The 23,307-nt window shown below is 54.0% G+C and carries 20 protein-coding genes; 14 read left to right on the forward strand and 6 right to left on the reverse strand.

Annotation, left to right across the window (positions count from 1 at the left end):
* The first annotated feature begins 80 nt into the window (after positions 1-80).
* From katA to guaA, 5 genes are all read left to right on the forward strand, one after another.
* The gene (katA, locus tag QFZ34_RS16775; RefSeq protein WP_307283118.1) at positions 81-1,577 is read left to right on the forward strand and encodes a catalase KatA; all 1,497 of its coding nucleotides are present in this window, start codon (positions 81-83) and stop codon (positions 1,575-1,577) included.
* Between the two features lie 122 nt (positions 1,578-1,699).
* A complete protein-coding gene (locus tag QFZ34_RS16780) occupies positions 1,700-2,989 on the forward strand; it encodes an RsmB/NOP family class I SAM-dependent RNA methyltransferase (protein WP_307283120.1) in 1,290 nt (429 codons plus the stop codon).
* Between the two features lie 38 nt (positions 2,990-3,027).
* Complete coding sequence (locus QFZ34_RS16785; protein ID WP_307283122.1) at positions 3,028-3,486, forward strand: TspO/MBR family protein; 459 nt, start codon at positions 3,028-3,030, stop codon at positions 3,484-3,486.
* A gap of 1 nt (position 3,487) precedes the next feature.
* On the forward strand, positions 3,488-4,126 hold the full coding sequence (locus tag QFZ34_RS16790) for a 5'-methylthioadenosine/S-adenosylhomocysteine nucleosidase (RefSeq protein ID WP_115055166.1): 639 nt from the start codon (positions 3,488-3,490) through the stop codon (positions 4,124-4,126).
* Between the two features lie 237 nt (positions 4,127-4,363).
* Positions 4,364-5,926 (forward strand): glutamine-hydrolyzing GMP synthase, encoded by a 1,563-nt coding sequence (guaA, locus tag QFZ34_RS16795; protein ID WP_115055165.1) that lies wholly within the window; start codon positions 4,364-4,366, stop codon positions 5,924-5,926.
* Here the strand turns inward: guaA and QFZ34_RS16800 are convergent.
* From QFZ34_RS16800 to QFZ34_RS16815, 4 genes are read right to left on the reverse strand one after another with little or no spacing between them, the layout of a single operon-like run.
* Positions 5,868-6,161 carry an ester cyclase gene (locus tag QFZ34_RS16800; protein ID WP_307283127.1) on the reverse strand — a complete coding sequence of 98 codons (294 nt, stop codon included), beginning with the start codon at positions 6,159-6,161 and terminating at the stop codon, positions 5,868-5,870. The genes guaA and QFZ34_RS16800 overlap by 59 nt on opposite strands.
* Before the next feature lie 48 nt (positions 6,162-6,209).
* On the reverse strand, positions 6,210-6,983 hold the full coding sequence (locus tag QFZ34_RS16805; RefSeq protein ID WP_115055150.1) for a LytR/AlgR family response regulator transcription factor: 774 nt from the start codon (positions 6,981-6,983) through the stop codon (positions 6,210-6,212).
* Positions 6,980-7,597 carry a sensor histidine kinase gene (locus QFZ34_RS16810; protein WP_307283131.1) on the reverse strand — a complete coding sequence of 206 codons (618 nt, stop codon included), beginning with the start codon at positions 7,595-7,597 and terminating at the stop codon, positions 6,980-6,982. The genes QFZ34_RS16805 and QFZ34_RS16810 overlap by 4 nt, the downstream gene beginning before the upstream one ends.
* A complete protein-coding gene (locus tag QFZ34_RS16815) occupies positions 7,581-8,087 on the reverse strand; it encodes a hypothetical protein (RefSeq protein ID WP_307283133.1) in 507 nt (168 codons plus the stop codon). The genes QFZ34_RS16810 and QFZ34_RS16815 overlap by 17 nt, the downstream gene beginning before the upstream one ends.
* Positions 8,088-8,298: 211 nt before the next feature.
* Between QFZ34_RS16815 and QFZ34_RS16820 the strand changes: the two genes are divergently transcribed.
* Positions 8,299-8,946, forward strand: coding sequence for a response regulator transcription factor (locus QFZ34_RS16820; RefSeq protein WP_307283136.1), 648 nt, complete (start codon positions 8,299-8,301; stop codon positions 8,944-8,946).
* Positions 8,947-8,978: 32 nt separating this feature from the next.
* On the opposite strand, the gene QFZ34_RS16825 is transcribed toward QFZ34_RS16820, so the two are convergent.
* Complete coding sequence (locus QFZ34_RS16825; RefSeq protein ID WP_307283138.1) at positions 8,979-9,512, reverse strand: invasion associated locus B family protein; 534 nt, start codon at positions 9,510-9,512, stop codon at positions 8,979-8,981.
* On the reverse strand, positions 9,512-12,877 hold the full coding sequence (locus QFZ34_RS16830) for an autotransporter domain-containing protein (protein ID WP_307283141.1): 3,366 nt from the start codon (positions 12,875-12,877) through the stop codon (positions 9,512-9,514). The genes QFZ34_RS16825 and QFZ34_RS16830 overlap by 1 nt, the downstream gene beginning before the upstream one ends.
* A gap of 1,199 nt (positions 12,878-14,076) precedes the next feature.
* Here QFZ34_RS16830 and QFZ34_RS16835 point away from each other — a divergent pair.
* The 8 genes from QFZ34_RS16835 to QFZ34_RS16870 all read left to right on the forward strand — a co-directional run bounded on the left by QFZ34_RS16835 (position 14,077) and on the right by QFZ34_RS16870 (position 23,306).
* Entirely contained in the window at positions 14,077-15,039 is a 963-nt protein-coding gene (locus tag QFZ34_RS16835; RefSeq protein ID WP_370878857.1) for a sugar-binding transcriptional regulator, read from the forward strand.
* Positions 15,040-15,133: 94 nt separating this feature from the next.
* The gene (locus QFZ34_RS16840) at positions 15,134-16,576 is read left to right on the forward strand and encodes an extracellular solute-binding protein (protein ID WP_115055144.1); all 1,443 of its coding nucleotides are present in this window, start codon (positions 15,134-15,136) and stop codon (positions 16,574-16,576) included.
* 146 nt (positions 16,577-16,722) lie between these two features.
* On the forward strand, positions 16,723-17,592 hold the full coding sequence (locus QFZ34_RS16845) for a carbohydrate ABC transporter permease (protein WP_115055143.1): 870 nt from the start codon (positions 16,723-16,725) through the stop codon (positions 17,590-17,592).
* A 10-nt stretch (positions 17,593-17,602) separates the two neighbouring features.
* Positions 17,603-18,460 (forward strand): carbohydrate ABC transporter permease, encoded by an 858-nt coding sequence (locus tag QFZ34_RS16850; RefSeq protein WP_307283147.1) that lies wholly within the window; start codon positions 17,603-17,605, stop codon positions 18,458-18,460.
* A gap of 4 nt (positions 18,461-18,464) precedes the next feature.
* Positions 18,465-19,577, forward strand: a complete 1,113-nt coding sequence (locus QFZ34_RS16855) for an ABC transporter ATP-binding protein (RefSeq protein WP_115055141.1) — start codon at positions 18,465-18,467, stop codon at positions 19,575-19,577.
* Positions 19,574-20,698 (forward strand): ABC transporter ATP-binding protein, encoded by a 1,125-nt coding sequence (locus tag QFZ34_RS16860; protein WP_307283152.1) that lies wholly within the window; start codon positions 19,574-19,576, stop codon positions 20,696-20,698. The genes QFZ34_RS16855 and QFZ34_RS16860 overlap by 4 nt, the downstream gene beginning before the upstream one ends.
* Positions 20,698-22,248 carry an FGGY-family carbohydrate kinase gene (locus QFZ34_RS16865; RefSeq protein WP_307283155.1) on the forward strand — a complete coding sequence of 517 codons (1,551 nt, stop codon included), beginning with the start codon at positions 20,698-20,700 and terminating at the stop codon, positions 22,246-22,248. Before QFZ34_RS16860 ends, QFZ34_RS16865 begins: the two co-directional genes overlap by 1 nt.
* 17 nt (positions 22,249-22,265) lie before the next feature.
* Entirely contained in the window at positions 22,266-23,306 is a 1,041-nt protein-coding gene (locus QFZ34_RS16870; RefSeq protein WP_115055138.1) for a 2-hydroxyacid dehydrogenase, read from the forward strand.
* The last annotated feature ends 1 nt before the right edge of the window (position 23,307 follow it).

The raw sequence follows: 23,307 nt of genomic DNA on the forward strand, positions 1-23,307 counted from the left end.
ATAGTTCTATTCTGGAATCAGAGGTCAGCTGAAGCTGCGCCGATCATTTCAAAGCTCGAGACAATCAAGGGAGAAGCCCCATGGCTGACCGTCCAACATTGACGACAACCGCCGGTGCACCGGTATCGGACAATCAGAATTCCAGAACTGCAGGTGAGCGTGGTCCGGTACTGCTTGATGATTATCAGCTGCTTGAAAAGCTCGCGCATCAGAATCGCGAGCGCATTCCTGAGCGCGTGGTTCATGCCAAAGGTTGGGGCGCATTTGGTACATTGAAGATCACCGGCGATATTTCGCGTTACACCAAAGCCAAGGCTCTGCAGCCCGGTGCAGAAACTCCATTGCTTCTGCGTTTCTCGACTGTTGCCGGTGAGCTTGGCGCTGCCGATGCTGAGCGTGATGTGCGCGGTTTTGCGTTGAAGTTCTATACAAGCGAAGGCAATTGGGATCTCGTCGGCAATAATACGCCGGTATTCTTCGTTCGCGATCCACTGAAGTTCCCGGATTTCATTCACACGCAGAAGCGTCATCCACGCACCAATCTGCGTTCTGCCACTGCCATGTGGGACTTCTGGTCGCTTTCACCCGAAAGTCTGCATCAGGTAACAATTCTCATGTCGGATCGCGGCCTGCCAGTCGCGCCGATGTATATGAATGGCTACGGCTCCCATACCTATTCTTTCTGGAACGATGCCGGTGAACGTTTCTGGGTCAAGTTCCACTTCAAGACGCAGCAGGGTCACAAGTTCTACACAAACGCGGAAGCCGAAACCCTTATCGGCAAATCTCGTGAAACCTATCAGGAAGAACTCTTCGGCGGCATCGAGCGCGGTGAATTCCCGAAATGGACTGTTCAGGTTCAGGTCATGACCGAAGCTGAAGCCGAACGTACGAGCTATAATCCATTTGATCTGACCAAGGTCTGGCCGCATGGTGAATTCCCGCCGATTGAAATTGGTGTGATGGAACTCAACCGCAATGCGGACAATTATTTCGCCGAAATCGAACAGGCTGCTTTCTCGCCATCAAACGTTGTTCCGGGCATCGGCCACTCACCTGACAAGATGTTGCAGGCACGTGTTTTCTCCTATGCTGACGCCCATCGCTATCGTCTTGGCACGCATTATGAGGCGCTTCCGGTTAACCAGCCGAAATGCCCTGTCCATCACTATCACAAGGATGGCCAGATGAATTTCTTCGGCCAGAAAACCGGCAATGTGGATGCTTATTATGAGCCCAACAGCTTTTCCGGCGCAGTAGAACAGCCTTCGGCCAAAGAGCCGCCGCTCAAGCTTTCGGGCGATGCGGACCGCTTCAACCACCGCATCGGCAATGATGATTACGGTCAGGTAACCGCATTGTTCAACCTCTTCGATGCTGGTCAGCGCTCGCGACTCTTCTCTAACATTGCTGCGGCAATGGGCGGCGTTCCAAGCGAGATCATCGAGCGCCAGTTGGTGCATTTCGCCCGTGTTCACCCGGATTATGAAGCCGGTGTGCGTGCCGCTTTGAAAGAGGCACATGGCTATGAGGCCAATGCTATCTCCAACGAGGAAAAAGACGTCGCTGCCGAATAGGCCGACGCGAACAACGAACAATAGAAAGCCGGGGCGCAAGCCCCGGCTTTCTTTTATTGTCGCAGCCATGTATGCGACAGTGAAAGAGTTGGAAAAGCTCTAAAGACTTACAAGGAATTCATATGCGACTTGGCGGACGCCTGCAGGCGGCAATCGAAGTTCTCGAAGATATTGAAAATCGCAAGCGTCCCGCCTCGGATGCTTTGAAGGATTGGGGGTTGTCGCATCGTTTCGCCGGAGCTGGTGACCGTGCTGTCATCGGTAATATTGTCTATGATGCGCTTCGCCGGAAATTGTCGCTCGGTTGGCGCATGGATAGCGATGCGGCACGCCATATCGCTTTTGGTGTTCTGCTGTCCGATGCCGAACTGAATATTGAAGATATCAATGCCGCGCTTGAAGGCGACAAGTTTGCTCCAGAACCTCTCGATGCAGATCAATTGACCATGTGGGAGTCGCGTGATCTGAAATCTGCGCCAGACCATATTCGCGCCGATGTGCCGGAATGGTGCGTGGGGCATTTTCAGGCGATCTTCGGCGATAAATGGGTGGAAGAAGCCGCAGCATTGAGCGACCGGCCTCCTGTTGATCTTCGCGTCAATACGTTGAAGGCTGACCGCGAAAAGGTGTTGAAAGAACTGGCACGCGCTGGAGCTAATCCCGCGCCGCTGCTGGAAACGGCTATTCGTGTGCCGCCTTTACGCGCCATGGGTCGTCATCCAAACGTACAGGCTGAGCCAGCCTTCCAGCGCGGATTGTTCGAGGTGCAGGACTTGGGCTCGCAGATTGCAGCCAAGCTCAGCAATGCTAAGCCGGGCGAACAGGTGCTGGACTACTGCGCCGGTGCAGGCGGCAAGACGCTTGCCCTGGCTGCCGAGATGAATAATAAGGGACAGATCCACGCCTATGATGCGGAACGCGCGCGTTTGGCACCTATTTTTGACCGCCTCAAGCGGGCAGGGGTACGCAACGCACAGGCCCATGCCAATATAAGCGATCTCGTTCCGCTGGAAGGCCAGATGGATCTGGTTCTTGTTGACGCGCCATGCACCGGTTCAGGAACATGGCGGCGCAGGCCGGATGCAAAATGGCGATTGAGCGAGCAACAGCTGGAGCGGCGCGAAGTTGAGCAGCGCCAGGTGTTGGATGCCGCCAAGGCTTATGTGAAGCCGGGTGGACGTTTGGTCTACATTACCTGTTCGCTTTTCGCTCCCGAAAACGGCAATCAGGTTTCGGCATTTCTAGCGGCAAACCCCGAATACGGCGTCATCGACAGCCAGCCGATCTGGAGCCAGGCTGTGTCTGAAGACAAGGACCTCAAACCATTGTTTAAAGATGGAACCACGATCCTCTCTCCGTTTTCAACATCAACCGATGGCTTCTTCATTTCGGTTCTCAGGCGGGAAAAATAAGGCTACAACCGGCGCAAGTCATTCACAGGAATATTCCTATGTCTCGTTCCATGGTGCTTTTGCTGTTTTTGGTTTTAGTCGTTGGTGGTGGGCTTGCAATTGGTTACATAGCCCTTCCGGGTGAATGGTATGCCAGTCTGGTCAAGCCATCATTCAATCCGCCGAACTGGCTTTTTGCCCCCGTCTGGACAGTTCTTTACGTCATTATCGCTCTTGCTGGCTGGCGTGTATGGGATCGTGGTCTGGCATCCCCCCAGCAATTCTGGTGGGCACAACTTCTATTCAATTTTCTTTGGTCGCCGAGTTTTTTCGGGCTCCAGCAAATGGGTCTTGCACTGGTCGTCATCGTGCTTCTGCTGATTTCGATTATAGGCTTCATCAAAGTGAGCTGGAGAACAGAGCGCACATCGGCAATTCTGTTTCTCCCTTATCTGGCATGGGTGGCCTTCGCGACCCTGCTTAACGCTTCCCTTTATTGGCTGAACCCGGCAGGCTGAAATGTTTGATTATGTCACCCCGATTGCTGGCAAACGCGTTCTGTTTGCCATGGCCGCAACTGCCGAATATGGCCATCACTTGCAAAAACTTTTTACGCCGCTGATCACTGGCGTCGGCCCCGTGGAATCGGCCGTCAGCGTTTCGTCCGTTCTCGCACATTTGGGGGCCACATCGTCCTTGCCGGATTTGGTCGTATCGTTGGGTTCTGCCGGATCCCGCATTCTTGAACAGACCGAAATCTATCAGGCGACCAGTGTGTCCTATCGGGACATGGATGCCTCGCCGCTAGGGTTTATCAAGGGTGCCACGCCATTTCTTGACCTGCCGGTGAAGCTCCCACTCGATTATCGCATTCCGGGTATAAAGGAAGCGACACTGTCCAGTGGTGCCAACATCGTCTCGGGCAAAGCCTATGATCTAGTTGACGCGGATATGGTGGAAATGGAGACGTTCTCCATCCTTCGTGCCTGCCATCGTTTCAATCTCCCTTTGATCGGTCTGCGTGGAATTTCCGATGGCGCAGAGGAGCTTCAGCATCTCGGGGATTGGACTGAATATCTCCATGTGATCGATGAGAAACTTGCAGTAGCCGTTGAGACCATGGCTGATGCAATTGAGGATGGAACAATCAATTTATAATGCAACATTTCAACAGGCTTCCTTTCTGAAACCCATTGCTTCATTGCATTGAGAAGTTCTTTCGTTGGGAAATCTAAAATATCTTCGTCGGAGAAACTGGCTTCCAGTTGCCTCTCGTAATGGATGCAAAAGAAAACACCAGTGCTATTAATCCACCCTGTTAACAATCGGAATCAGTTTGTCAGTAAGCTTTGACAACCCATTGCGCCTAACCGACATTTGCTTTAAAGGCCCGCCATGAACACTCCCACTCATCCCGATACAGTCCTCATCGTCGATTTCGGCAGCCAGGTAACTCAGCTGATTGCGCGTCGCGTTCGCGAAGCCGGTGTCTATTCCGAGATCGTTCCCTTCCAATCAGCTCAGGAAGCGTTCCACCGCATCAAGCCTAAAGCAGTCATTCTTTCCGGCAGCCCGCATTCAACTGTCGATATTGGCAGCCCGCGCGCGCCGCAGGATGTATTCGATTCCAATGTCCCGGTTCTTGGCATCTGCTACGGCGAACAGACCATGTGCGCACAGCTTGGCGGCAAGGTTGAAAGCGGGCATCATCGCGAATTCGGCCGCGCTTTTCTTGATATCCAAGAAGAATGCGCGCTATTCGACGGTATATGGGCCAAGGGCACGCGTCATCAGGTTTGGATGAGCCATGGCGATCGTGTCGTCTCGATTCCTGAAGGCTTCAAGGTTGTCGGCACCTCGACTGGCGCGCCTTTCGCCGCCATCGCAGACGAAGCCAGAAAATATTACGCCGTGCAGTTTCATCCTGAAGTCGTGCATACGCCTGATGGCGCAAAGCTCCTCCAGAACTTTGTCCATCGTATTGCAGGGATTGAGGGTGATTGGTCCATGTCGGCCTACCGCGAAAAGGCGGTCGATCTCATTCGCAAGCAGGTTGGTGACAAGAAAGTCATCTGCGCCCTATCAGGCGGGGTTGATTCGTCCGTAGCGGCTCTGCTCATCCACGAAGCGGTTGGCGATCAGCTTACATGCATCCTTGTGGACCATGGTCTGATGCGTAAGGGCGAGGCGGCAGATGTCGTCAGCATGTTCCGCGAGCACTATAATCTGCCGCTTATTCTTGTGAATGCACAAGATCGTTTCATTGACGCGCTCGAGGGCGAAAGTGATCCGGAAAAGAAACGCAAGACGATCGGCCGGCTCTTCATTGAAGTCTTCGAGGAAGAAGCCAAGAAACTTGGCGGCGCGGATTTCCTTGCTCAAGGCACGCTCTATCCAGATGTGATTGAAAGCGTTTCCTTCACCGGCGGTCCTTCGGTGACGATCAAATCGCATCACAATGTTGGCGGCTTGCCTGAACGCATGAATATGAAGCTCGTCGAGCCTCTGCGCGAACTTTTCAAGGATGAAGTGCGTGTGCTCGGTAAGGAGCTTGGCCTGCCGGATCATTTCATTGGCCGCCATCCTTTCCCGGGTCCAGGTCTGGCAATCCGTTGCCCGGGCGGCATTACCCGCGAGAAGCTTGAAATCCTGCGTGAAGCAGATGCCGTCTATCTCGACGAAATCCGCAAGGCCGGACTCTATGATGTGATCTGGCAGGCTTTCGCTGTTCTCTTGCCCGTGCAGACTGTTGGTGTCATGGGTGATGGACGCACCTACGAATTTGTCTGCGCCCTGCGCGCGGTGACATCGGTCGATGGCATGACGGCGGATTTCTATCACTACGATATGAACTTCCTCGGCCAGGCAGCGACTCGGATTATCAATGAGGTTAAAGGCATTAACCGCGTCGTTTATGACGTGACATCGAAGCCCCCAGGCACAATCGAATGGGAGTGAAGGCGCGTACTGAAGAGTAGAGCGGGATCGAGCAGCGTGTTAACAGCGATGTTGTCCCAGCATAGGTGAAGCGAGCCGCAACATTGTCGCCTTCGGCGATCGTTTCCTCTAGAGTCCACTGGATGTCAGGAAAGCCGACGCGCATCATTTCGATGATCTCGAGATATCCAGTGGGTCCGACCACTGGCTCGGACGTGTTAAACAATTGAGCGGCCTTTGTCTTGCCGATCTTCACAAGATCGGCTGGGGGATCAGACCTTCTCGGCGCCCTATCAGGTAAGTCTCAAGTGCCTGCGAACATGCGGACGGTTCTTGAGTATGTCCGACCGACCCGAATTTCGCTACCGTCGACCAAAACCGCAATCAATGCCGAGAAGGGTGCTTGCTTCAGTTTGGCAATGCAGTTCCGACGCACGATTGCGCCGCGATGAATGCGCATGAACTCGGAAGCGTCAAGCCGCCGTTCCATTGATGCAAGGCTTTCATGGTGTAGAAAATATCGATCCGTGGTGTGTATCCGTACATAGTCCCGGTCGGCTTCGATCCAATTTATCTTTTCCAGCGGTAGCCGAATGGCATCGCCTTGATGCTTGAGCCAAAGATCGGTCTGCCGCGCTTCGTCTTTGCGCAAGGCCAGGCGCAGGGCAAGAATTGTTTCCTGAAGTTCTTCGACACGTTCGACACTATTGCGTGCCTCGACGGCAAGGCGAGCGCGAACCATAGCAGAATGCAACCGGGATGGTTCTATGGGCTTGGTCACATAGTCGACCGCGCTTGCGTCGAAAGCGCGAAGAGCGTGATGATCAAATGCCGTCACGAAGATAATGACGGGCACATCTGTTCCCAGTTGTTCAAGCACATCGAACCCGCTGCCACCCGGCATCTGAATATCGAGTAGCATGATGTCGGGCATTAACTCACGGGCATGGTCATAGGCCTGACGGACGTCGCCTGCTTCTCCTATTGTCCGAAATCCCGGCAGGGCATCGAGCATGCGAACCAACCTCCGGCGCGCCAATGGTTCGTCGTCAACGATGAGTACCGAAAGGTCCTTCATGCGAGCCTCAAAGGCATGGTCAGGGAGGCCTTGAAGCGGCTCGGGGTGATATATCCCGCCACGCACGAGCCTGCACCCGGAAAGCGGGTTTCCATGCGATGGGCAACGTTTTTCAACCCTATTCCCATGCCGTGCGTACGGCGCGGATTTGGTGCATCAGAAACATCATTCTCGACGGAAAGGTTCAGAACCTCGCCAACGCGACCGGCGCTGATCAAAATCTCGACCATTCCAGGCTTGTCGCTGACGCCATGCTTGACGGCATTTTCGATGAGCGGTTGCAGGATGAGGCTCGGGACGAGCGCATTCTCCAATTCCCGTGCCACATCGACACGCACCTTCATGCGATCCGAAAAGCGCTCCCCTTCAATATTTAAATAGCCGGTTTGCAATGTCAGCTCGTCCGCCAGTCTTACATCGTTGAGAGGATCAAGCTCCAGGGTGGTGCGCAAGAACGATGAGAGGGATAAAACCATGCGGCCTGCTCCCACGGTATTTCCTTCTTCAACCAGACCCGCAATCGAATTGAGCGTGTTGAAAAGGAAATGCGGGTTTACCTGGTATCGCAAGGCCCGCATCTGAGCTGACAGGGCTTCCTCACGCGATGCAGCCAAGACGCCGCTCGTTTTCCCTTATCTCGAAGCTGTAGAGCAAGGCGACGAAGAGGCAGGACCAGCCCAGGAAAACAGACATGCCATAAACCAGGGTGTAACCGAAATTCGTCCAGTTGAATGTAACCGTTTGAGGCAACATGTAGACATAATATATCGCAAAATCGATGTAGGCGTTGATCACGGCGGCAACGAGGGACAACGTGAAACAGGTCATGATTTTGACCGCCAGATGCACATTGTGCAGCCGGTAAATGATGAAGGAAATCGCGAATGTCATTGCGATGCTGAACAGCATCAAAATGAGTTTTCCTATAGCAGATTCGAGGGGGTCGACGCCGAGAATTCCCCACAATATGCTGCTGATGATAAACTCGGTTGACCAGTAAAAAATGCCGAGCCAAACCGTGGCACTGCGCACCTTGGCACCATAGAACCCACCATCCGCCAATTTTGCTTCGCTCACTTGCCCCATATGTTCTTTATCTTCCAATGCGTCCCTTGTGTCGAGAACCGCTCGTCGATCAAAAGCAGCCGTTCATAGAAAAGCCAAGCGCTTCGTCCGGTAGCGGCGTCGTTGGTAGAAAGGCGATTCTTCCCCGTTGGGTTTTGCGGTAGCCGTTTGTGTATGGTGCTTCCCCGCGCCGTTATTATCGGGGGCATTTCAATTCTTGATCGAAGCCCATAACGCCTGTGGAATAAATGTGACGGAACGACCAGAAAAAAGTCGAACGATTATAGCGGATGATCATCCACTGTTTCGCGAAGGGTTGCGCCGCATTGTCCAACGCCTTTATCCATTTGCTGAAGTGCAGGAAGCGGGCAGCCTGGGTGAAATGTTGGCCTTGGCCCGCACCGGACCAGCGCCAAGCACATTTATTCTTGAGTGGGTTTTTCCTGGTCTCGATCCTGCCAGATCAATCGCGGATTTACGGCAGGAATTCAGGGATTCTTCCATAATCCTTCTGTCAATGCTGGATGATGCAGCAATAATCGACCGAATTGCCGACATGGGCGCGAATGGCTTTATCAGCAAAGCCGTGATGCCTGACGAAGTAAGCGCCGCGATACGCAGCATCGAAGACGGAGAGTTTGTTATCAAACGATCATCGTCGGTAACATCATCTCCCAGCAGCCATCGATCTGACTTTTCTTTTCTCACAGCACGGCAACGCGAAGTCTTGCGGTTGATTGCAGAGGGAAAAACCAACAAAGAAATTGGCCGGAAACTGGACATTTCTCCCTACACCGTAAGCATTCATGTATCGGCGCTTTTGCGGGTTTTGAATGTAAGCTCTAGATCGGCAGCAGCCGCCAAGGCAGTCATTGGAGGTTTCGACAGTCGAGCATAGCCGCAAGTCCGGATAAACCTTGGACAAACCTGCTATTGCCGCTGAAGCTCGACTGTTCGTTTGAGGGCGGTTTCGAAGCCTTTGAGCGATACCGCGAAGGTGAGGTCCTTTTCCGTATCGCTGGCAAAAACGCCGAGGTTCAAAACCTTTCCTTTACGCAACACATTGGCGGTGGCGCCGGTGAATGTCAGCGGGACAATGCAGCCTCCCGGCATACAGGTGCGGAACCGCGATGGCTTTCCCGCTGGGCTATCATCAATACGGAACGAGACACCTTTCTCAAGATGAAGGCCGAAGGGCAGGGCGAGATTGCCCTTCAGCCCGGTTTCGCCTTCGGGCGTGAATTCGAGTGTCAGAACCCGTTGGCCGTTCTTGTGCATTTGTTGTTGAAACAGGATGCAATGGCGTTTGGCCTCCCGAACCTCGCAATTCACGCTCCAGTCTTCATAGGTTTCCGCAAGAGATGAAGGGGCGGCGGCTGGCTTGGTTGCGTCTGTCTGAGCATGAAGCGGAGTGGCAGCGAGTATACTCGCCGCCACCCCGAAAGTCAGATGCTGCAGACGCATCAGAATTTTACGCCGAGCTTCGCATCGACGGCATTCTGGGTCAGGCCGGAGCCGAACTGGCCGGTATAGCTCACGCCCAGCGTGGCCCGGTGGCTGAGCTTGAAGTCAACGCCTGCCTCGACAAGAGCCGTATCCTCGGCAATCGGTACGCCTGCTGTCGAGAAGGCATTGCCGGTAGCAAAGGCAAGTGTCGAGGATGGTGTGATATCGCCGAAGGCGTGCTGCCAGCCGAGCGTGCCGCGTATCTCGACATCCGTTGCTCCCAGCGAAAAGGGAGCCGACGCCCGTAGACCCAATGTAGTGAAGGTCGTGTCGGTTGTCTCGCTGTGCGCCCTCAGTCCGGCAATGCCGCCTGTTTCGCTGAAGCCATCGGTCTTCACGCGGACATGTGCCAGATTGGCAAAGGGCTCAAACGCGACCCTTTTTGTGTCGATCCGGTAGCCCAGTTCACCAAAGGCCTGGAATGTAGCCGCATCATAATCAGCGCTCAGATGTTCTTCGAAGCCGGAGAAAGCTGCCGTGCGAGACGTTTCGATCGAGTGCCAGCTATAGCCAAGGCCGGACCGCAAGGACACGGCACTCCAATGACCACCGCCATAGACACCGACATGATAATTATCGCTGTCGCCGGACGAGCCTCGGCCGTCCATATCGAAGCTTGAACGGCTGTATCCTGCCATCACACCCAGACGCCAGCTTTCAGCAAGAGCAGCATCAAAGCCGGTAACAAAACCGCCGGTCGACTGGTCGAGCTTTGACGCATTGCCATTTGACTTTGTTTCGCTCCATGCACCAAATGCCTGCCCCCACGCAGCCATTACCGGCACATCTGCCGGTGCAAGCGCCTTGGCGTCCGGGCCATAACCCATGACGGGCACATCCACTGCAGCCACATCGCCAAAGGCTGCGCGGATACGGTCATTGATGGCATTGCGCAGTTGGTGGCTGTCATTGATCAACGCCGTCTTGGTTGAGGCATGCACCTCGCCAGACAATTGATTGTAAGCAACACGGGCGTTGTCGGCACTCAAAGACGCTATCCGATTGAATAGCGCTAGTGATGGACCGCTTTGGGCAAGGCTGCCCAAGGCTCCTGCCGTGTTGTACTGATTGTCTGTCTGCGCGACTGTCTGGAATATATGGTTGATCGGACCTGGCTGTGTTGGTTTTCCCGGTCCAGGTTCACCCGGCTTGGGTTCGGTGGGGCCTCCCGGGTCGCCTGGGCCACCTGGATTGCCCGGTTCACCCGGATTGCCTGGTCCCGGGCCGGTGCTCTTGACTGCGATCTTCAGATCAACCTGGTTTGCCTTTTGATCCAGTGACACGTCCAGAAATGCTGATTTCGACACGGCTTGAGCAAATTGCCCATCAATGCCTTTCTCTGCCGTCAGTATCGTATAGGTCTGGCCGTTCTGGTAACTCGTTGCAGAATCGAGGGCATTGACCTCGACATTCACATTATTTCCGATTTGAGCTACGCCGCTGGGCCGGAAAAGCCCGATAACCGCATTTGGACCAATATCCTTGACGACGATCTTATCGCTTGTGCCGTTGCCTGCGACGTCGGCCTCATAGACCGAGCCGTCCTGAAATTCCAGCGCACCCATGACAGTCAGTGTTCCAGCCGAGTTGTTGCCTGGAGCAATTCGTGCGTTCGTTTCCAGCGTGACGGAACCAACCGTACCCGAACCCCCAAGTCGTCCGAAAAGGGTAGGATCACGATCGGCATTTTCATTGTTGGACTGGGCACCCCAAACCTGAATGTCATTGCTGTAACGCGTGAATTCGTCCGCGCCAGAGGTCGTTTTATAGGTGCGCCCCGCAATGCCATCGACAATCAACGTGCCACTTTTAACAGCGAATTTTGATTGGCTTTGCTCTCCCACATCCTGGTCAAGATTGGTCGTGTCCATATTGCTCTTGATGACAAGTTTCGCGTTCTTGCCATCCACATTGATGGTGCCATCACCGCCATTTCCGGTATAAAACTGCGAAAGATCACCTGTCACAATTGTTTCGCCCGAATAGGCGTCAATCTGACCGCCACCGGTCAGCGTGTTGGAGAACATGTATCCGCTGTTTGTATGGTTAAAGACCAGCTTGTTATTGGAAAGCGGGTCATTCACGAATTTGATGGCCGTTTCTGAATCTATCCGGCCAGCGGCTTTTGCATCGGCCAGCACGGTATTTCCGTTTTGATCTTTTTTGACGCCGCCGCCGATAAAGAGAATGCTATTGAGGCTCATCCCGCTCGTGGTTTTTACGAGCCCTCCATCCGAAACAGTGACAAATCCCTCGGCGGTCAGTTTGCCGTCAATATCGAGCAACGAGCCGTCACCGGCGACAGACAGAGAGCCCAGATCGGTCACCCTCATCGACTTGGTGGTTACAAGACCACCGCTTTCGAGGCCGATTGATCCCACATCAACCAAGATGTTTGCAGCTTCAAGACGCCCGCCATCGGAAATGATTGTTCCACCTTCACCGAAATCTGCGTCTTGAACAAATGTCTCATCGACGTGGAGGAGAGACCCTTGTCCTGTCACCTTGCTCACTGACTCAAGGAGCAACGACTTGGTCTTGACCTCGCCGCCGTTTTCAACCCTTAGTCCGCTGCGGTTTGCCATGTGACCGCTGTTCAGCCATTGGGAGCCAGCACCACTGACGAGTGCGGCGCCACCTTGCCTGTTTAAAGAAACAGTGTTGGTGATGATCTTCCCCTTGTCCAGAACTGAGATCGGATCAGTAATCGCGTCAGATCCATCAAGGCCGGTAAATTCGTTGGCGTTGAGAATTGAACCTTCGCCCGTAACGACCAGAACGCCTTGCGAACCATCGAAAATAGCGCTGCTCAATTGTAAAGAATTGACATCAACCTTGCCGCCATTCTCAATAATCAACTTGCCCTTGCCGTAGGTATTTCCCAAGCCGCCAATATAGAGGAGGTCACCCGTAAGGTTCCATTCTGCGCCGGGTCCCGAAACGGTCACAACGCCGGAGTATGGATTGTCCCGGCTGCCGCCTTGGCCGATATAGCCATTTCTGCTGTAAGCTTTGACGCCCGAAATCAGCAAGTCCGCTTGAACGCCGTTGACAGTGCCCACGCGCAAATCGCCGTTGATAGCGCCATTCGTTCCGTTTGCAGATGTCCAATTATCAGCACCCGAGGCCAAAGTGCAGTTGGTAATCGCGTTGCTGCCCGTGCCTGTCGTCACGCATTGTGTCTGCGCCTGCGCTGGAGTGAAACTTGCCCCCAATATAAGTGTCGAGAGGGTCAGTCCCGAAACGATGCCTGTGCGCATGTGCGCCAAAGTTGTTGTGCTCAGGAGATTGCGTTTCAATGTTTTCGGTCTGGTAGTGCTCAAGATGCTGCCCCTCGAAGTCTGTCGAATCTACATGTGTCAGCCGGGCAACGGCATTCAGAGCAAACAACTCTTATACCGCATCCCGGCTCACTGATTCAAAGTATAGGGAAGGGGCTTGGCGTTAAGCCATTAGTGCAAGTTCACTACTGTGGATGTTTGTATGCTTTTGAAGTACGCGCTTGCGGAGGCATCCATGAAAAAAAATGGCAGGCCGCAATTCAGCGGCGGCTTGTCGCGGAAATTGTTTTCTTGAAAATTGTAGCCTTAAAACTGGTCTGGTCGCCTGCGCATGATTGCTTATCAATCGCACGCAGGCTGAGCATCTCATTTCGTCAGCCGTGCAACTTGTCATCCAAACCAATTGGCTTGCGCAAGATGCACCGGCTTTCGATGTATTCTTAGTAATAGCAACCCCAGGGACCACAACGCCGATAATAGCCCGGGTAATGATTCCGCTCGGCTGCAACTCCGAGCGCTACGCCCCCGAGAACGCCCACTGCGGCCCCAAGAGCCGCGGCATTTCCGGCCTCGTTGGATTGCCGGCGGTTTTGCTCATAACTTGCGGATACGCAACGCCGATGCGCTTTCGAACCCGATTTCAATCCGGCGGAATCACATGTTTGCTTTGCTTCCACAGCGGATTCCTGCGCAGTCTGACACCCAGCCAACATCAGTGCGATGCAGCTGATAAATATAATATTTCGCATAAGTTCCCCCAATAGCGATGTATAATAATACTTTTAACTCCCTAGTTTATGGGGCAACTCAAGGTCAACGAAGTTCGTATAGTGAAGATTTGCTATTGATTTACTTGAAAATATTCTTGTCGAATAAATGAGGCTTAAATTTAAGCATTTGAGATTAATAAAGAGGCTATGCTTTTGGAGAGTGGTGATTTGTAAAGGTCATCGCATTAATATGCCAGGCTGTTTTCCGCGCCACCGCGCATCCACCAACGCTCTTTCCAAAAATTTATGTTCCGGGTGAAAGGCGCCCCGATTGTTGCGTGCAGTGCGGGAAGCCCCTGAAACGCTTCGCTATTCCTTTCTAAAACGCTCTTGCATGAAGGTTGCCCAGTCCGATCCCGACTATCGGAAGGTCCAAACTCAATTTCTCTCGCTTGACAAATTTTGCAGCAAGTGAAATTATTTTCACTAAGAGATAAAAATATCAAAATTGCTCAGGGTGGAGACATGGCAATGGTGAGTGGCAGTTCTCTTCGCGAAGAAGAGTCCAGCATGGCAGCGCGCGCTGCCTGGCTCCATTACGCCGGTGGTTTGACCCAGTCCGAGGTTGCAAAGCGTCTCGGCCTAACATCGCTCAAAGCCCATCGTCTGATCATGAAGGCCAATCAGGAAGGGTTGGTAAAAGTCTATATTGATGGCGAAGTTTCAGAATGCGTCGAGCTGGAGCAAAAGCTGTCCACCCGTTACGGGCTCGATTACTGCGAAGTAGTTCCAGATTTTGATCCTGAGGAACTGCCGCTAAAGGCTCTTGGCATTGCCGGAGCTCAATTTCTTAAGCGTGAAATCGAACGTGATGGCGAACTGCTTATTGGCATGGGACATGGGCGAACACTTGCGGCCTGCGTTGATTATCTGCCGCGCATAGCCAGCAACAATGTGCGTTTCGTCTCGCTGCTTGGCGGCTTGACCCGAAAGTTTTCCGCCAATCCGCACGATGTTATCCATAGGCTGGCAGAGCGTATTGGTGCAGAGGCCTATGTCATGCCTGTTCCGTTCTTTGCCAATACGGTCGAAGACATGGATGTCTTGTTCAGTCAGCGCGGCGTGCGCGAAATATTCGACATGGCAAAAAGCGCCAATCTCTCAATGGTCGGTATCGGCACTGCTGAGCGCGAAGCCTCGCTGGTTTCAACGGGCATGATCGAGAAAAGCGAGATTGAGGACATTAAGAATGCGGGAGGAGCGGGAGAGCTTCTCGGCCATTTCTTCGATGATGCCGGTCAGGCGATACAGACAACCTTGTCTGATCGCACATTCACATTGAGCCGGGAGGACCTGAAAAAGCAGCGATTGATTGCCGTTGCAGGTGGCAGGATGAAGGTGCGGGCCATTCGGGCAGTGCTCGAAAGCCGGTGCCTTAACGGACTGATAACAGACGAGAAAACGGCACAACAGCTTGTCGCCAACGTTATCTGACGCATGTCGGAAAGGGTGCGGGAAATCGCATCCAGGAGGAAATACCGGTGGGGTATCCGGTCCATAATACCCGATAAAAAGGAGGAGAAGACCAATGCATGACAAGGAAAAAGACCTTATCAGCGCTTTCCTGCGCGGATCGGTTGACCGTCGCGGCCTGTTAAAGGGGCTGGGCACAATGGGCATTACTGCGGCCAGCGCCGGCACATTGATGAATATGATGTCGACCAATGCGCAGGCAGCCGATTTTGACTGGAAGAAGCATTCCGGCAAATCCCTGAAGCTGCTTTTGAACAAGCATCCCTATGCGGATGCGATGATCGCAAATCTTCAGAATTTCAAGGATCTGACGGGCATCGACGTCAAATATGATGTATTTCCGGAAGACGTCTATTTCGACAAGGTAACGGCAGCTCTGTCATCGGGTTCGACCGAATATGATGCGTTCATGACCGGTGCCTATATGACGTGGACCTATGGTCCTGCGGGCTGGATCACCGATCTGAAGGAATGGATCAATGATCCGGAGAAAACCAATCCGAACTATGCATGGAACGACTTCCTGCCCGGCGTGAAAAACTCCTGCGCATGGAACGGGATTCCAGGTGGCGCACTTGGTTCGGAAGACGCCAAACAATGGTGTATTCCATGGGCGTTCGAACAGAACAACATCACCTATAACCGCGATATGTTTAAGAAAGCCGGAGTCGAGGTTCCGGGCAATATTGATGAGATGATCGCAACTTCTGCCAAGCTTCAAAAGGATATTGGCGGCATTTACGGCATTGGTGTGCGCGGTTCACGCTCATGGGCAACGATTCATCCGGGCTTCCTGTCCGGCTATGCCAACTTCAACCAGAAGGACCTGAACGTTTCTGCTGATGGCAAGCTATCGGCAGCGATGAACACGGCCGAGTCAAAAGCGTACCACACCAAGTGGGTGCAGATGATTCAGGAAAGCGGTCCGAAGGATTGGTCCACCTATACCTGGTATCAGGTAGGTACGGATCTTGGCGCCGGTGCTTCTGCCATGATTTTCGATGCTGATTGCCTCGGATACTTCATGAATGGCGGCGACAACAAGATGGCCGGGAAGCTTTCTTATGCGGCGTTCACAGCCAATCCGGAAGCCAAGGCATCGACACCGAATATCTGGATCTGGTCGCTGGCGATGTCCAATTTCTCCAAGGACAAGGACGCAACCTGGTACTTCCTGCAATGGGCTTCCGGTCCAGAGCATGCATTGTTCGGCGCAACCAAGATGGACTTTGTTGATCCGGTTCGCCAATCGATCTGGAAGGATGAAATGTTCCGCGAGAAGCTGAACAGCAAATATCCGGGCTATGTCGAAATGTTCGACGCATCGGCCGCTGGCGCAAGCATCAAGTTCACGCCGCAACCGCTCTTCTTCGACGTTACCACCGAATGGGCCTCGACGCTCCAGAAGATGGTCGCCAAGGAAGTGCCGATTGATGAGGGTCTAGACCAGCTTGCTCAGAGCATTGATCGTCAGCTCAAGGAAGCAGGCCTCGGCTGATCTTCATCCCGCCAATACCCGGCACCCAAAGTGCCGGGTATTCCGGTGCGCGACAAGCGTAATTGCCCTAAATAATAAGGAGCTTTAAATTGGCTTCACCATCCATTCCCAGAAAGCCGGCTTCAAGGTTCAGAATCAGCAGGAAGATGCTTCCCTATGTGCTGAGTCTGCCAGCATTGCTTGTCTGCATCGGTATTCTGATTCCGTTCGTCACCGCCGTCATTTATTCATTTCAGCGCTACCGGTTGAGCCAGCCATGGAGCCGCCAGTTCAACTGGGGCGAGAACTATTATAACTTTCTGTTCAATGATCCGGGCTTCTGGAACACGCTGAAAATATCGCTGCTCTATGCCGGTATCACTGTAACGTTGGAGCTTTTGCTCGGACTTGGCATTGCCTTGCTTTTGCAAAAGCGCTCCCGCGTCAATAATTTCATTTCGATCATGCTTCTCCTGCCACTGATGATTGCGCCGGCGCTTGCGGCGCTGATGTGGAAGCTGATGACCAATCCGGGTTTCGGCATTCTCAGCTATCTGGCAAGTTGGGTCGGGCTGCATAATTTCCGTTGGGCCTCATCGCCCGATACGGCGCTCCTGACGGTCGTGCTGGTCGATATCTGGGTCTATACGCCCTTTATCATGATCCTGCTTTTGGCTGGTCTGCGCTCGCTGCCGACCCAACCCTTCGAAGCTGCGGCGCTTGATGGCGTGCCGCGCACCTTCGTGTTCTTCCGCATTACCTTGCCGATGCTGACGCCCTATATTTTGACCGCGACGCTGTTCCGCCTGCTCGACTCCATTCAGCAGTTCGACATCATCTATGCGATGACGCAGGGCGGCCCCGGCAACGCGCTGACGGTGTTCCAGGTCGAAGCCTATCTGAACTTCTTCCAGTCGACGAATGTTGGACGGTCAGCGGCTCTGATGGTCATCCTTTGGGCGATCACCTACCTGCTCTCCAATATCTTCATCAAGAACTGGCTGCGGCTGCGCGAACGCGCTCGCGGCGAGGCGTGAGGAGTACATTATGGAAACCACATCCACACTCGAAAAATCCCTGCGCTTCCTTGCGCTGTCGCTGGTCGTTATCTTCTTCATGTTCCCGATCCTCTGGATATTCCTTATGTCGTTCCAGACGAACGAGACCATTTTGCAGATACCGCCATCCATTGTGTTCACGCCAACACTGTCCAATTATGCAGCGCTCATTACCGGCAAGCTGACGACCTCCGCTGGTACACTTGATATTGCCTTCATGCGCAATCTCGGCAATTCGGTCTTTCTCTCGGTCACCTCGGTTGCACTGTCTCTGGTGCTTGGCGTCCCTGCGGCCTATGCCTTTGCCCGCCACAAGTTCCGTGGCTCGGAAGATATTGCTTTCACGCTGCTGTCTTTCCGCTTCGCGCCGCCGCTTCTGGTATTGCTGCCGCTAACGCAGTATTTCCAATGGCTTGGTCTGTCGGATACTTATTTCGGTCTCATCTGGGTTTATCAGTTGATCTGCCTGCCATTGATCCTGTGGATTGTGCGCGGTTATTTTGAAGATATCTCGGCTGATGTTGAATATGCCTATCGCATAGCGGGACACTCCTGGTTTGCCACGTTCCGCAAGATCGCCTTGCCTCTGGCTGGTCCCGGCATTGCGGCGGCAGGCCTGCTCGCCTTTATTTTCGCCTGGAATAATTTCGTCTTTGCGCTGGTCCTGGCATCTGCCGATAAACAGCCGGTCACAGTTGGCGCTCTCGCCTTTGTTACCTCATCCGGGATCCAGTACGGCCAGATCGCCGCGGCAATTGTGCTTTCCGTCACTCCGACGCTCGCGCTCGCTCTTTATGCACAGCGCTATCTCGTTGAAGGGCTTTCGCTTGGCGCGGTGAAGGGATAATCCTATGACCACTTTACAACTCAAGAATATCGTCAAGCGCTACAAGACCAATACGGTTCTCGATGACCTGTCGCTTGACGTAGCAGATGGCGAGACGCTGGTCCTGTTCGGCCCGTCCGGGGCCGGAAAGACCGTCCTCCTGCGTCTCGTCGCCGGTGTGATCGATCCAGATGAGGGAAAAATCCTGATTGGCGGCGAAGACATGACCGATGTCGATGCGGAGCATCGCGGCATTGGCATGGCGTTTCAAAATTTCGCGCTATTCCCGCATATGAGCGCTCACGACAATATCGCCAGTCCTCTGACAGCAACCCGCTCTTCCGCCGAAGCGATCAAGGCGGGTGTGGGCAAAGTGGCGAAACTACTCAAGATCGACCATGTGCTGTCGCATCATCCCAAGGCGCTTTCCAACGGGCAGAAGCAACGTACTGCACTGGCCCGAGCCTTAGCTGGTTCGCCGCCGCTGCTATTGCTGGATGACCCTTTGCGCAATGTCGATGCGAAGCTCCGCTTTGAGATGCGGCTGGAACTGCCGCGTCTTCTCGCTTCGCAAGGCGCGACAGTTGTCTATGTGACGCAGGACTATAAAGAAGCCATGGCACTTGGTGACCGCATTGCAGTCATGGCCAATGGCAAAATTCGCCAGATCGGAACGCCGGAGGAGATCTATAATGCGCCTGCCGATATCGGGATTGCCAGCCTGTTCGGCGACCCGACGATCAACCTCCTTGATGTCGTGCCGCAAAAGGATGCTGGTGGCATTTATGTTGAGATTTCCAAGGTGCGCGTCCCTCTGCCGGGCATGCCGGATAATGTTGTGGGACAAGCTTGCGTCATTGGCATCCGGCCGGAATCAATCACCTTTGCCAAGGACACGGTGAAGGGTGCCGTTCCCATTGAGGTCGAGGCTGAAACCCCGCTGAATGAAAAGACTGTCACGCTGGTCGTAACAGTGGGCAAGCGCGAGCTTTTGGTTTCCCGTCCTGCGGGAACACCAGGCCCCGTATCAGGGCCCGCTTTTATCCTTATCGACGGCAAAACCACATTTCTTTTCGACAAGGCCAGCGGCGCATTGATCCGCAAGGCAGGCACGACAGAGCAGGGAGTGGCAGCATGAGTGATACTGCTCTGTTGATCAAAAACGTCGACAAATTCTATGGCCCCATTGACCACGGTGTTCATGCGGTCCGCAACATCAGCATGGATGTGAAAAAGGGTGAGATTATCGCTCTCCTTGGCTCATCCGGTTGCGGCAAGACATCGACATTGCGCATGGTTGCCGGTTTTGAAGCCGTATCGCGCGGCACCATTTCGCTGAAAGGCCGCGAGGTTCAAACCTTCGCTCCGGTCCGGCGCAATGTTGCCATGGCCTTTGAAGGCTATTCGCTCTATCCGCCTTTGACAGTGAAGGAAAATATCGCCTTCGCGTTGAAGTCTTCAAAGCTCTCGCAGTCTGTTGTCGAAGAGAAGGTCGCCTATATCGCCAAGCTTCTGGAGATCGAGGATATTCTTGGGCGTTATCCAAGTTCAATCTCCGGTGGTCAGCAGCAGCGCGCCTCCCTTGGTCGTGCCTTGATCCGTGATGCCGATCTGCATTTGCTTGATGAACCAATGGGACAGCTGGAGCCGCAATTGCGGGCGGTGCTGCGTGGCCGCATCAAGCACTATATCAAGGAGCGCGGACTAACCGCCATCCTCGTGACCCACGACCAGACCGAGGCGAATGCGCTTGCAGATCGTATTGCCGTCATGGAGGGCGGTGAGTTGCAGCAATTCGATACACCGCAAATGATCAAGGAGCGACCGGCCAATCTGTTCACCGGCACCTTTGTCGGTGAGCCGCCCATGAATGTCTTCGAGGCGACGGTCTCGAACAGTGACACCAGGATTACTTTCGGTCTTAATCAAGGTGTGAAGCTGGAATATGCCGCTTTTGACTTTTCGCCAGCCGTGCGCGAAGAGTTGAAAAAACACCAAAAAGTCGTTGTTGGCATTCGGCCCTATGCGGTTCGCCGTAGCGAAGGCGGCGTTCATGCACGTGTTTCGGTCAATCAATGGCTGGGCGACCAGACCCATATTGCGGCAGACTTTGCCGGTGGATCATTGGTACTGGTCGAGCATGATCGGACGGATGTGGCAATCGGCGATACGATTGCGGTTCGTCTCGATCCGGCCAGCCTGCATGTATTCAACGGCAAAACCGGCGTCGCTATTAGTCACGGTCAGGAGCTTGCGTGATGACACGCGATATCCTCATAGGGATTGATGCGGGAACCTCCGTCATCAAATCCGTGGCCTTCGATCTTGCCGGTCGTCAGATCGCATTTGCCTCTACCCCCAATAGCTATGAGACTATCGGCAGGGCAGGGGTTGTGCAGGATCTGGCACGCACTTGGGCCGATGCAGCCAAGACGCTGCTTGAACTTGCTGGGAAGGTTGAAAATCTGGCCAGTCGCACTGTGGCTGTCTCGGTAACGGGACAGGGCGATGGGACATGGATGATCGACAAGAATGGCGAGGCTGTTGGCAAGGGCTGGTTGTGGCTTGATGCGCGTGCCGGTAAAGTAGTTGACAATCTGCGCAAGGAACGCGGCGATCTTGGCCGCTTCACCCATACTGGCAGCGGGCTTGCCGCCTGCCAGCAGGGTTCGCAATTGCGCTGGATGATGAATGAGGCTCCGGAGCTTTATGCCGGTGCGACCACGGCGTTCCATTGCAAGGACTGGCTCTATTTCAAATTAACCGGCAAGCGCGCCACCGATCCGTCGGAGGCCGTGTTCACCTTTGGCGATTTTCGTACCCGCAGCTATTCGGACAGCGTGATTGACTTTCTTGGGCTGGAGAAACTCAAATATCTTCTGCCGGAAATCGTCGATGGCGCTACAACCCATCATAAGCTTGAAGGCGAGGCAGCACGAAGCACGGGCTTGCTGGAAGGCACGCCTGTCGTTCTGGGCTATGTGGACGTGGCCTGCACCGCGCTTGGTGCTGGGCTTTATGAACCGGGAACAGATACGGGATGCTCGATCATCGGGTCGACCGGCATGCATATGCGCCTTGCGACCAGCCCCGACGATGTGCAGCTGAACCGCGATCTGACGGGGTATACAATGTGTATGCCGATCCCTGGAATATATGCGCAGATGCAGTCCAATATGGCGGCAACCCTCAATATTGATTGGGTATTGTCTGTCGCCGGCGACCTTTTCAAAAGTGTCGGGATTGAGAAGTCGAAAACGGAATTGCTCGCTTATGTGGAGACCTGGCTCGCCGACGCGAAAGCCGCTTCGGTCATTTATCACCCCTATATTTCCGATGCGGGTGAGCGGGGTCCCTTTGTTGACGCGACAGCCCGTGCTTCCTTCATAGGTCTTTCTTCGAGCCATAGGTTCGGCGATCTCGTGCGCTCTGTGTTTGATGGTTTGGCGCTGGCTGCCCGCGATTGCTACTCGGCGATGGGACCTTTGCCAAAGCGGGTTCGAATAACGGGCGGCGCGGCGCGCAGTGCTTCGCTGCGCAAAATTTTGGGCGGGGCTCTCGGTGCTTCGGTACAGACCAGCGAGCGTGAGGAGGCAGGAGCCGCAGGTGCGGCCATGATCGCAGCCGTATCACTTGGTATTTATGGCTCAATGGCAGATTGCGTCAAAGATTGGGTAACGCCTTTCCAGCGCCAGCCGGAAGCTGCCGATGAAGAACTGTCCCTGATTTATGAAAAGGCTTTCCCGGCCTATCGCCAGTCAAGGTTGGCGCTGCAACCGACATGGCACATGCTAGCCAGCAGCAATTGACGAATAGGAAGACCGCAATGACCAAGAAAATAGCCATTATCGGCGACAGGTTCATGCTCCCGGAAGTGTTCCGGGAAAAGATCGTGGAGCTATGTGGTGACGAGCACGATATTCGCACGCTGCAACAGCCCTGGCCGGATGTTCCAATGGAACATGGCTACGCGGTCAAGGGCATGGACGGGCTGAAGGAATATCTGGGTGATCCCGATGAGGTTGTCGAGTTCATCGGCGATGCCGAGCTTTTCATCACCCAGCTCGCTCCAATGTCTGCGGGTATGCTGGAGCGTCTTCCGGATTTGAAGTTTGTCGCGGTTTCCCGCGGTGGTCCGGTTAATATCGATATGAAGGCGGCCCGCGATGCGGGTGTCCTTGTCGTCAATACGCCAGGTCGCAATGCCAGCGCCGTTGCCGAATTTACTCTTGGCGCAATATTAGCCGAAACACGGCTTATCCGCAGCGGCCATGAATCCCTGCGCAAGGGTGAGTGGCGCGGCGAGTTGTACCGCGCTGACAAGACTGGTCGCGAGCTTTCCGAAATGACAGTCGGCGTTATCGGTTATGGCAATATAGGCACAAAGGTCGTTCGCCTGTTGCGGGCTTTCGGCACGAAAGTTCTGGTGCACGATCCCTATGTCCAGCTATCGGCTGATGACCGCAATGCGGGTGTAGAACATGTTGCATTGGATGATCTGCTCTCCCGTTCTGATGTTGTAACCCTCCACCCGCGTGTGACGGAAGAAACCAAAGGCATCATGAATGCCGAGACCTTTGCCAAGATGAAGCAGGGGGCGATTTTTGTGAATACTGCGCGCGGCCCGCTGGTTGATTATGATGCGCTGTATGAAGCGCTCACCAGTGGCCATCTTGGCAGTGCAATGCTCGAAACATTTGCCGTGGAGCCGGTTCCAGCCGATTGGCCACTGCTGCAACTGCCCAATGTAACGCTCACGCCGCATATTGCAGGCGCATCCGTGCGCACGGTCACCTATGCGGCTGAAATGGCCGCAGAGGAGGTACGGCGCTATATAGCTGGCCTGCCGCCGGTCAATCCCTGCTGAG

Origin of the sequence: Phyllobacterium ifriqiyense (genome assembly GCF_030817885.1) — a bacterium.
In the GTDB taxonomy this organism is placed as follows: Bacteria; Pseudomonadota; Alphaproteobacteria; order Rhizobiales; family Rhizobiaceae; genus Phyllobacterium; species Phyllobacterium ifriqiyense.

Excerpts from the sequence above, each read along its gene's own strand:
- QFZ34_RS16860 (WP_307283152.1), top strand. The coding sequence starts at position 19,574 with ATGAGTGATACTGCTCTGTTGATCAAAAACGTCGACAAATTCTATGGC.
- QFZ34_RS16840 (WP_115055144.1), top strand. The coding sequence starts at position 15,134 with ATGCATGACAAGGAAAAAGACCTTATCAGCGCTTTCCTGCGCGGATCG.
- QFZ34_RS16825 (WP_307283138.1), bottom strand. The coding sequence starts at position 9,512 with ATGCGTCTGCAGCATCTGACTTTCGGGGTGGCGGCGAGTATACTCGCT.
- QFZ34_RS16835 (WP_370878857.1), top strand. The coding sequence starts at position 14,077 with ATGGTGAGTGGCAGTTCTCTTCGCGAAGAAGAGTCCAGCATGGCAGCG.
- katA (WP_307283118.1), top strand. The coding sequence starts at position 81 with ATGGCTGACCGTCCAACATTGACGACAACCGCCGGTGCACCGGTATCG.
- QFZ34_RS16805 (WP_115055150.1), bottom strand. The coding sequence starts at position 6,983 with ATGAAGGACCTTTCGGTACTCATCGTTGACGACGAACCATTGGCGCGC.
- QFZ34_RS16870 (WP_115055138.1), top strand. The coding sequence starts at position 22,266 with ATGACCAAGAAAATAGCCATTATCGGCGACAGGTTCATGCTCCCGGAA.
- QFZ34_RS16785 (WP_307283122.1), top strand. The coding sequence starts at position 3,028 with ATGTCTCGTTCCATGGTGCTTTTGCTGTTTTTGGTTTTAGTCGTTGGT.
- guaA (WP_115055165.1), top strand. The coding sequence starts at position 4,364 with ATGAACACTCCCACTCATCCCGATACAGTCCTCATCGTCGATTTCGGC.
- QFZ34_RS16780 (WP_307283120.1), top strand. The coding sequence starts at position 1,700 with ATGCGACTTGGCGGACGCCTGCAGGCGGCAATCGAAGTTCTCGAAGAT.
- QFZ34_RS16790 (WP_115055166.1), top strand. The coding sequence starts at position 3,488 with ATGTTTGATTATGTCACCCCGATTGCTGGCAAACGCGTTCTGTTTGCC.
- QFZ34_RS16845 (WP_115055143.1), top strand. The coding sequence starts at position 16,723 with ATGCTTCCCTATGTGCTGAGTCTGCCAGCATTGCTTGTCTGCATCGGT.
- QFZ34_RS16855 (WP_115055141.1), top strand. The coding sequence starts at position 18,465 with ATGACCACTTTACAACTCAAGAATATCGTCAAGCGCTACAAGACCAAT.
- QFZ34_RS16850 (WP_307283147.1), top strand. The coding sequence starts at position 17,603 with ATGGAAACCACATCCACACTCGAAAAATCCCTGCGCTTCCTTGCGCTG.
- QFZ34_RS16865 (WP_307283155.1), top strand. The coding sequence starts at position 20,698 with ATGACACGCGATATCCTCATAGGGATTGATGCGGGAACCTCCGTCATC.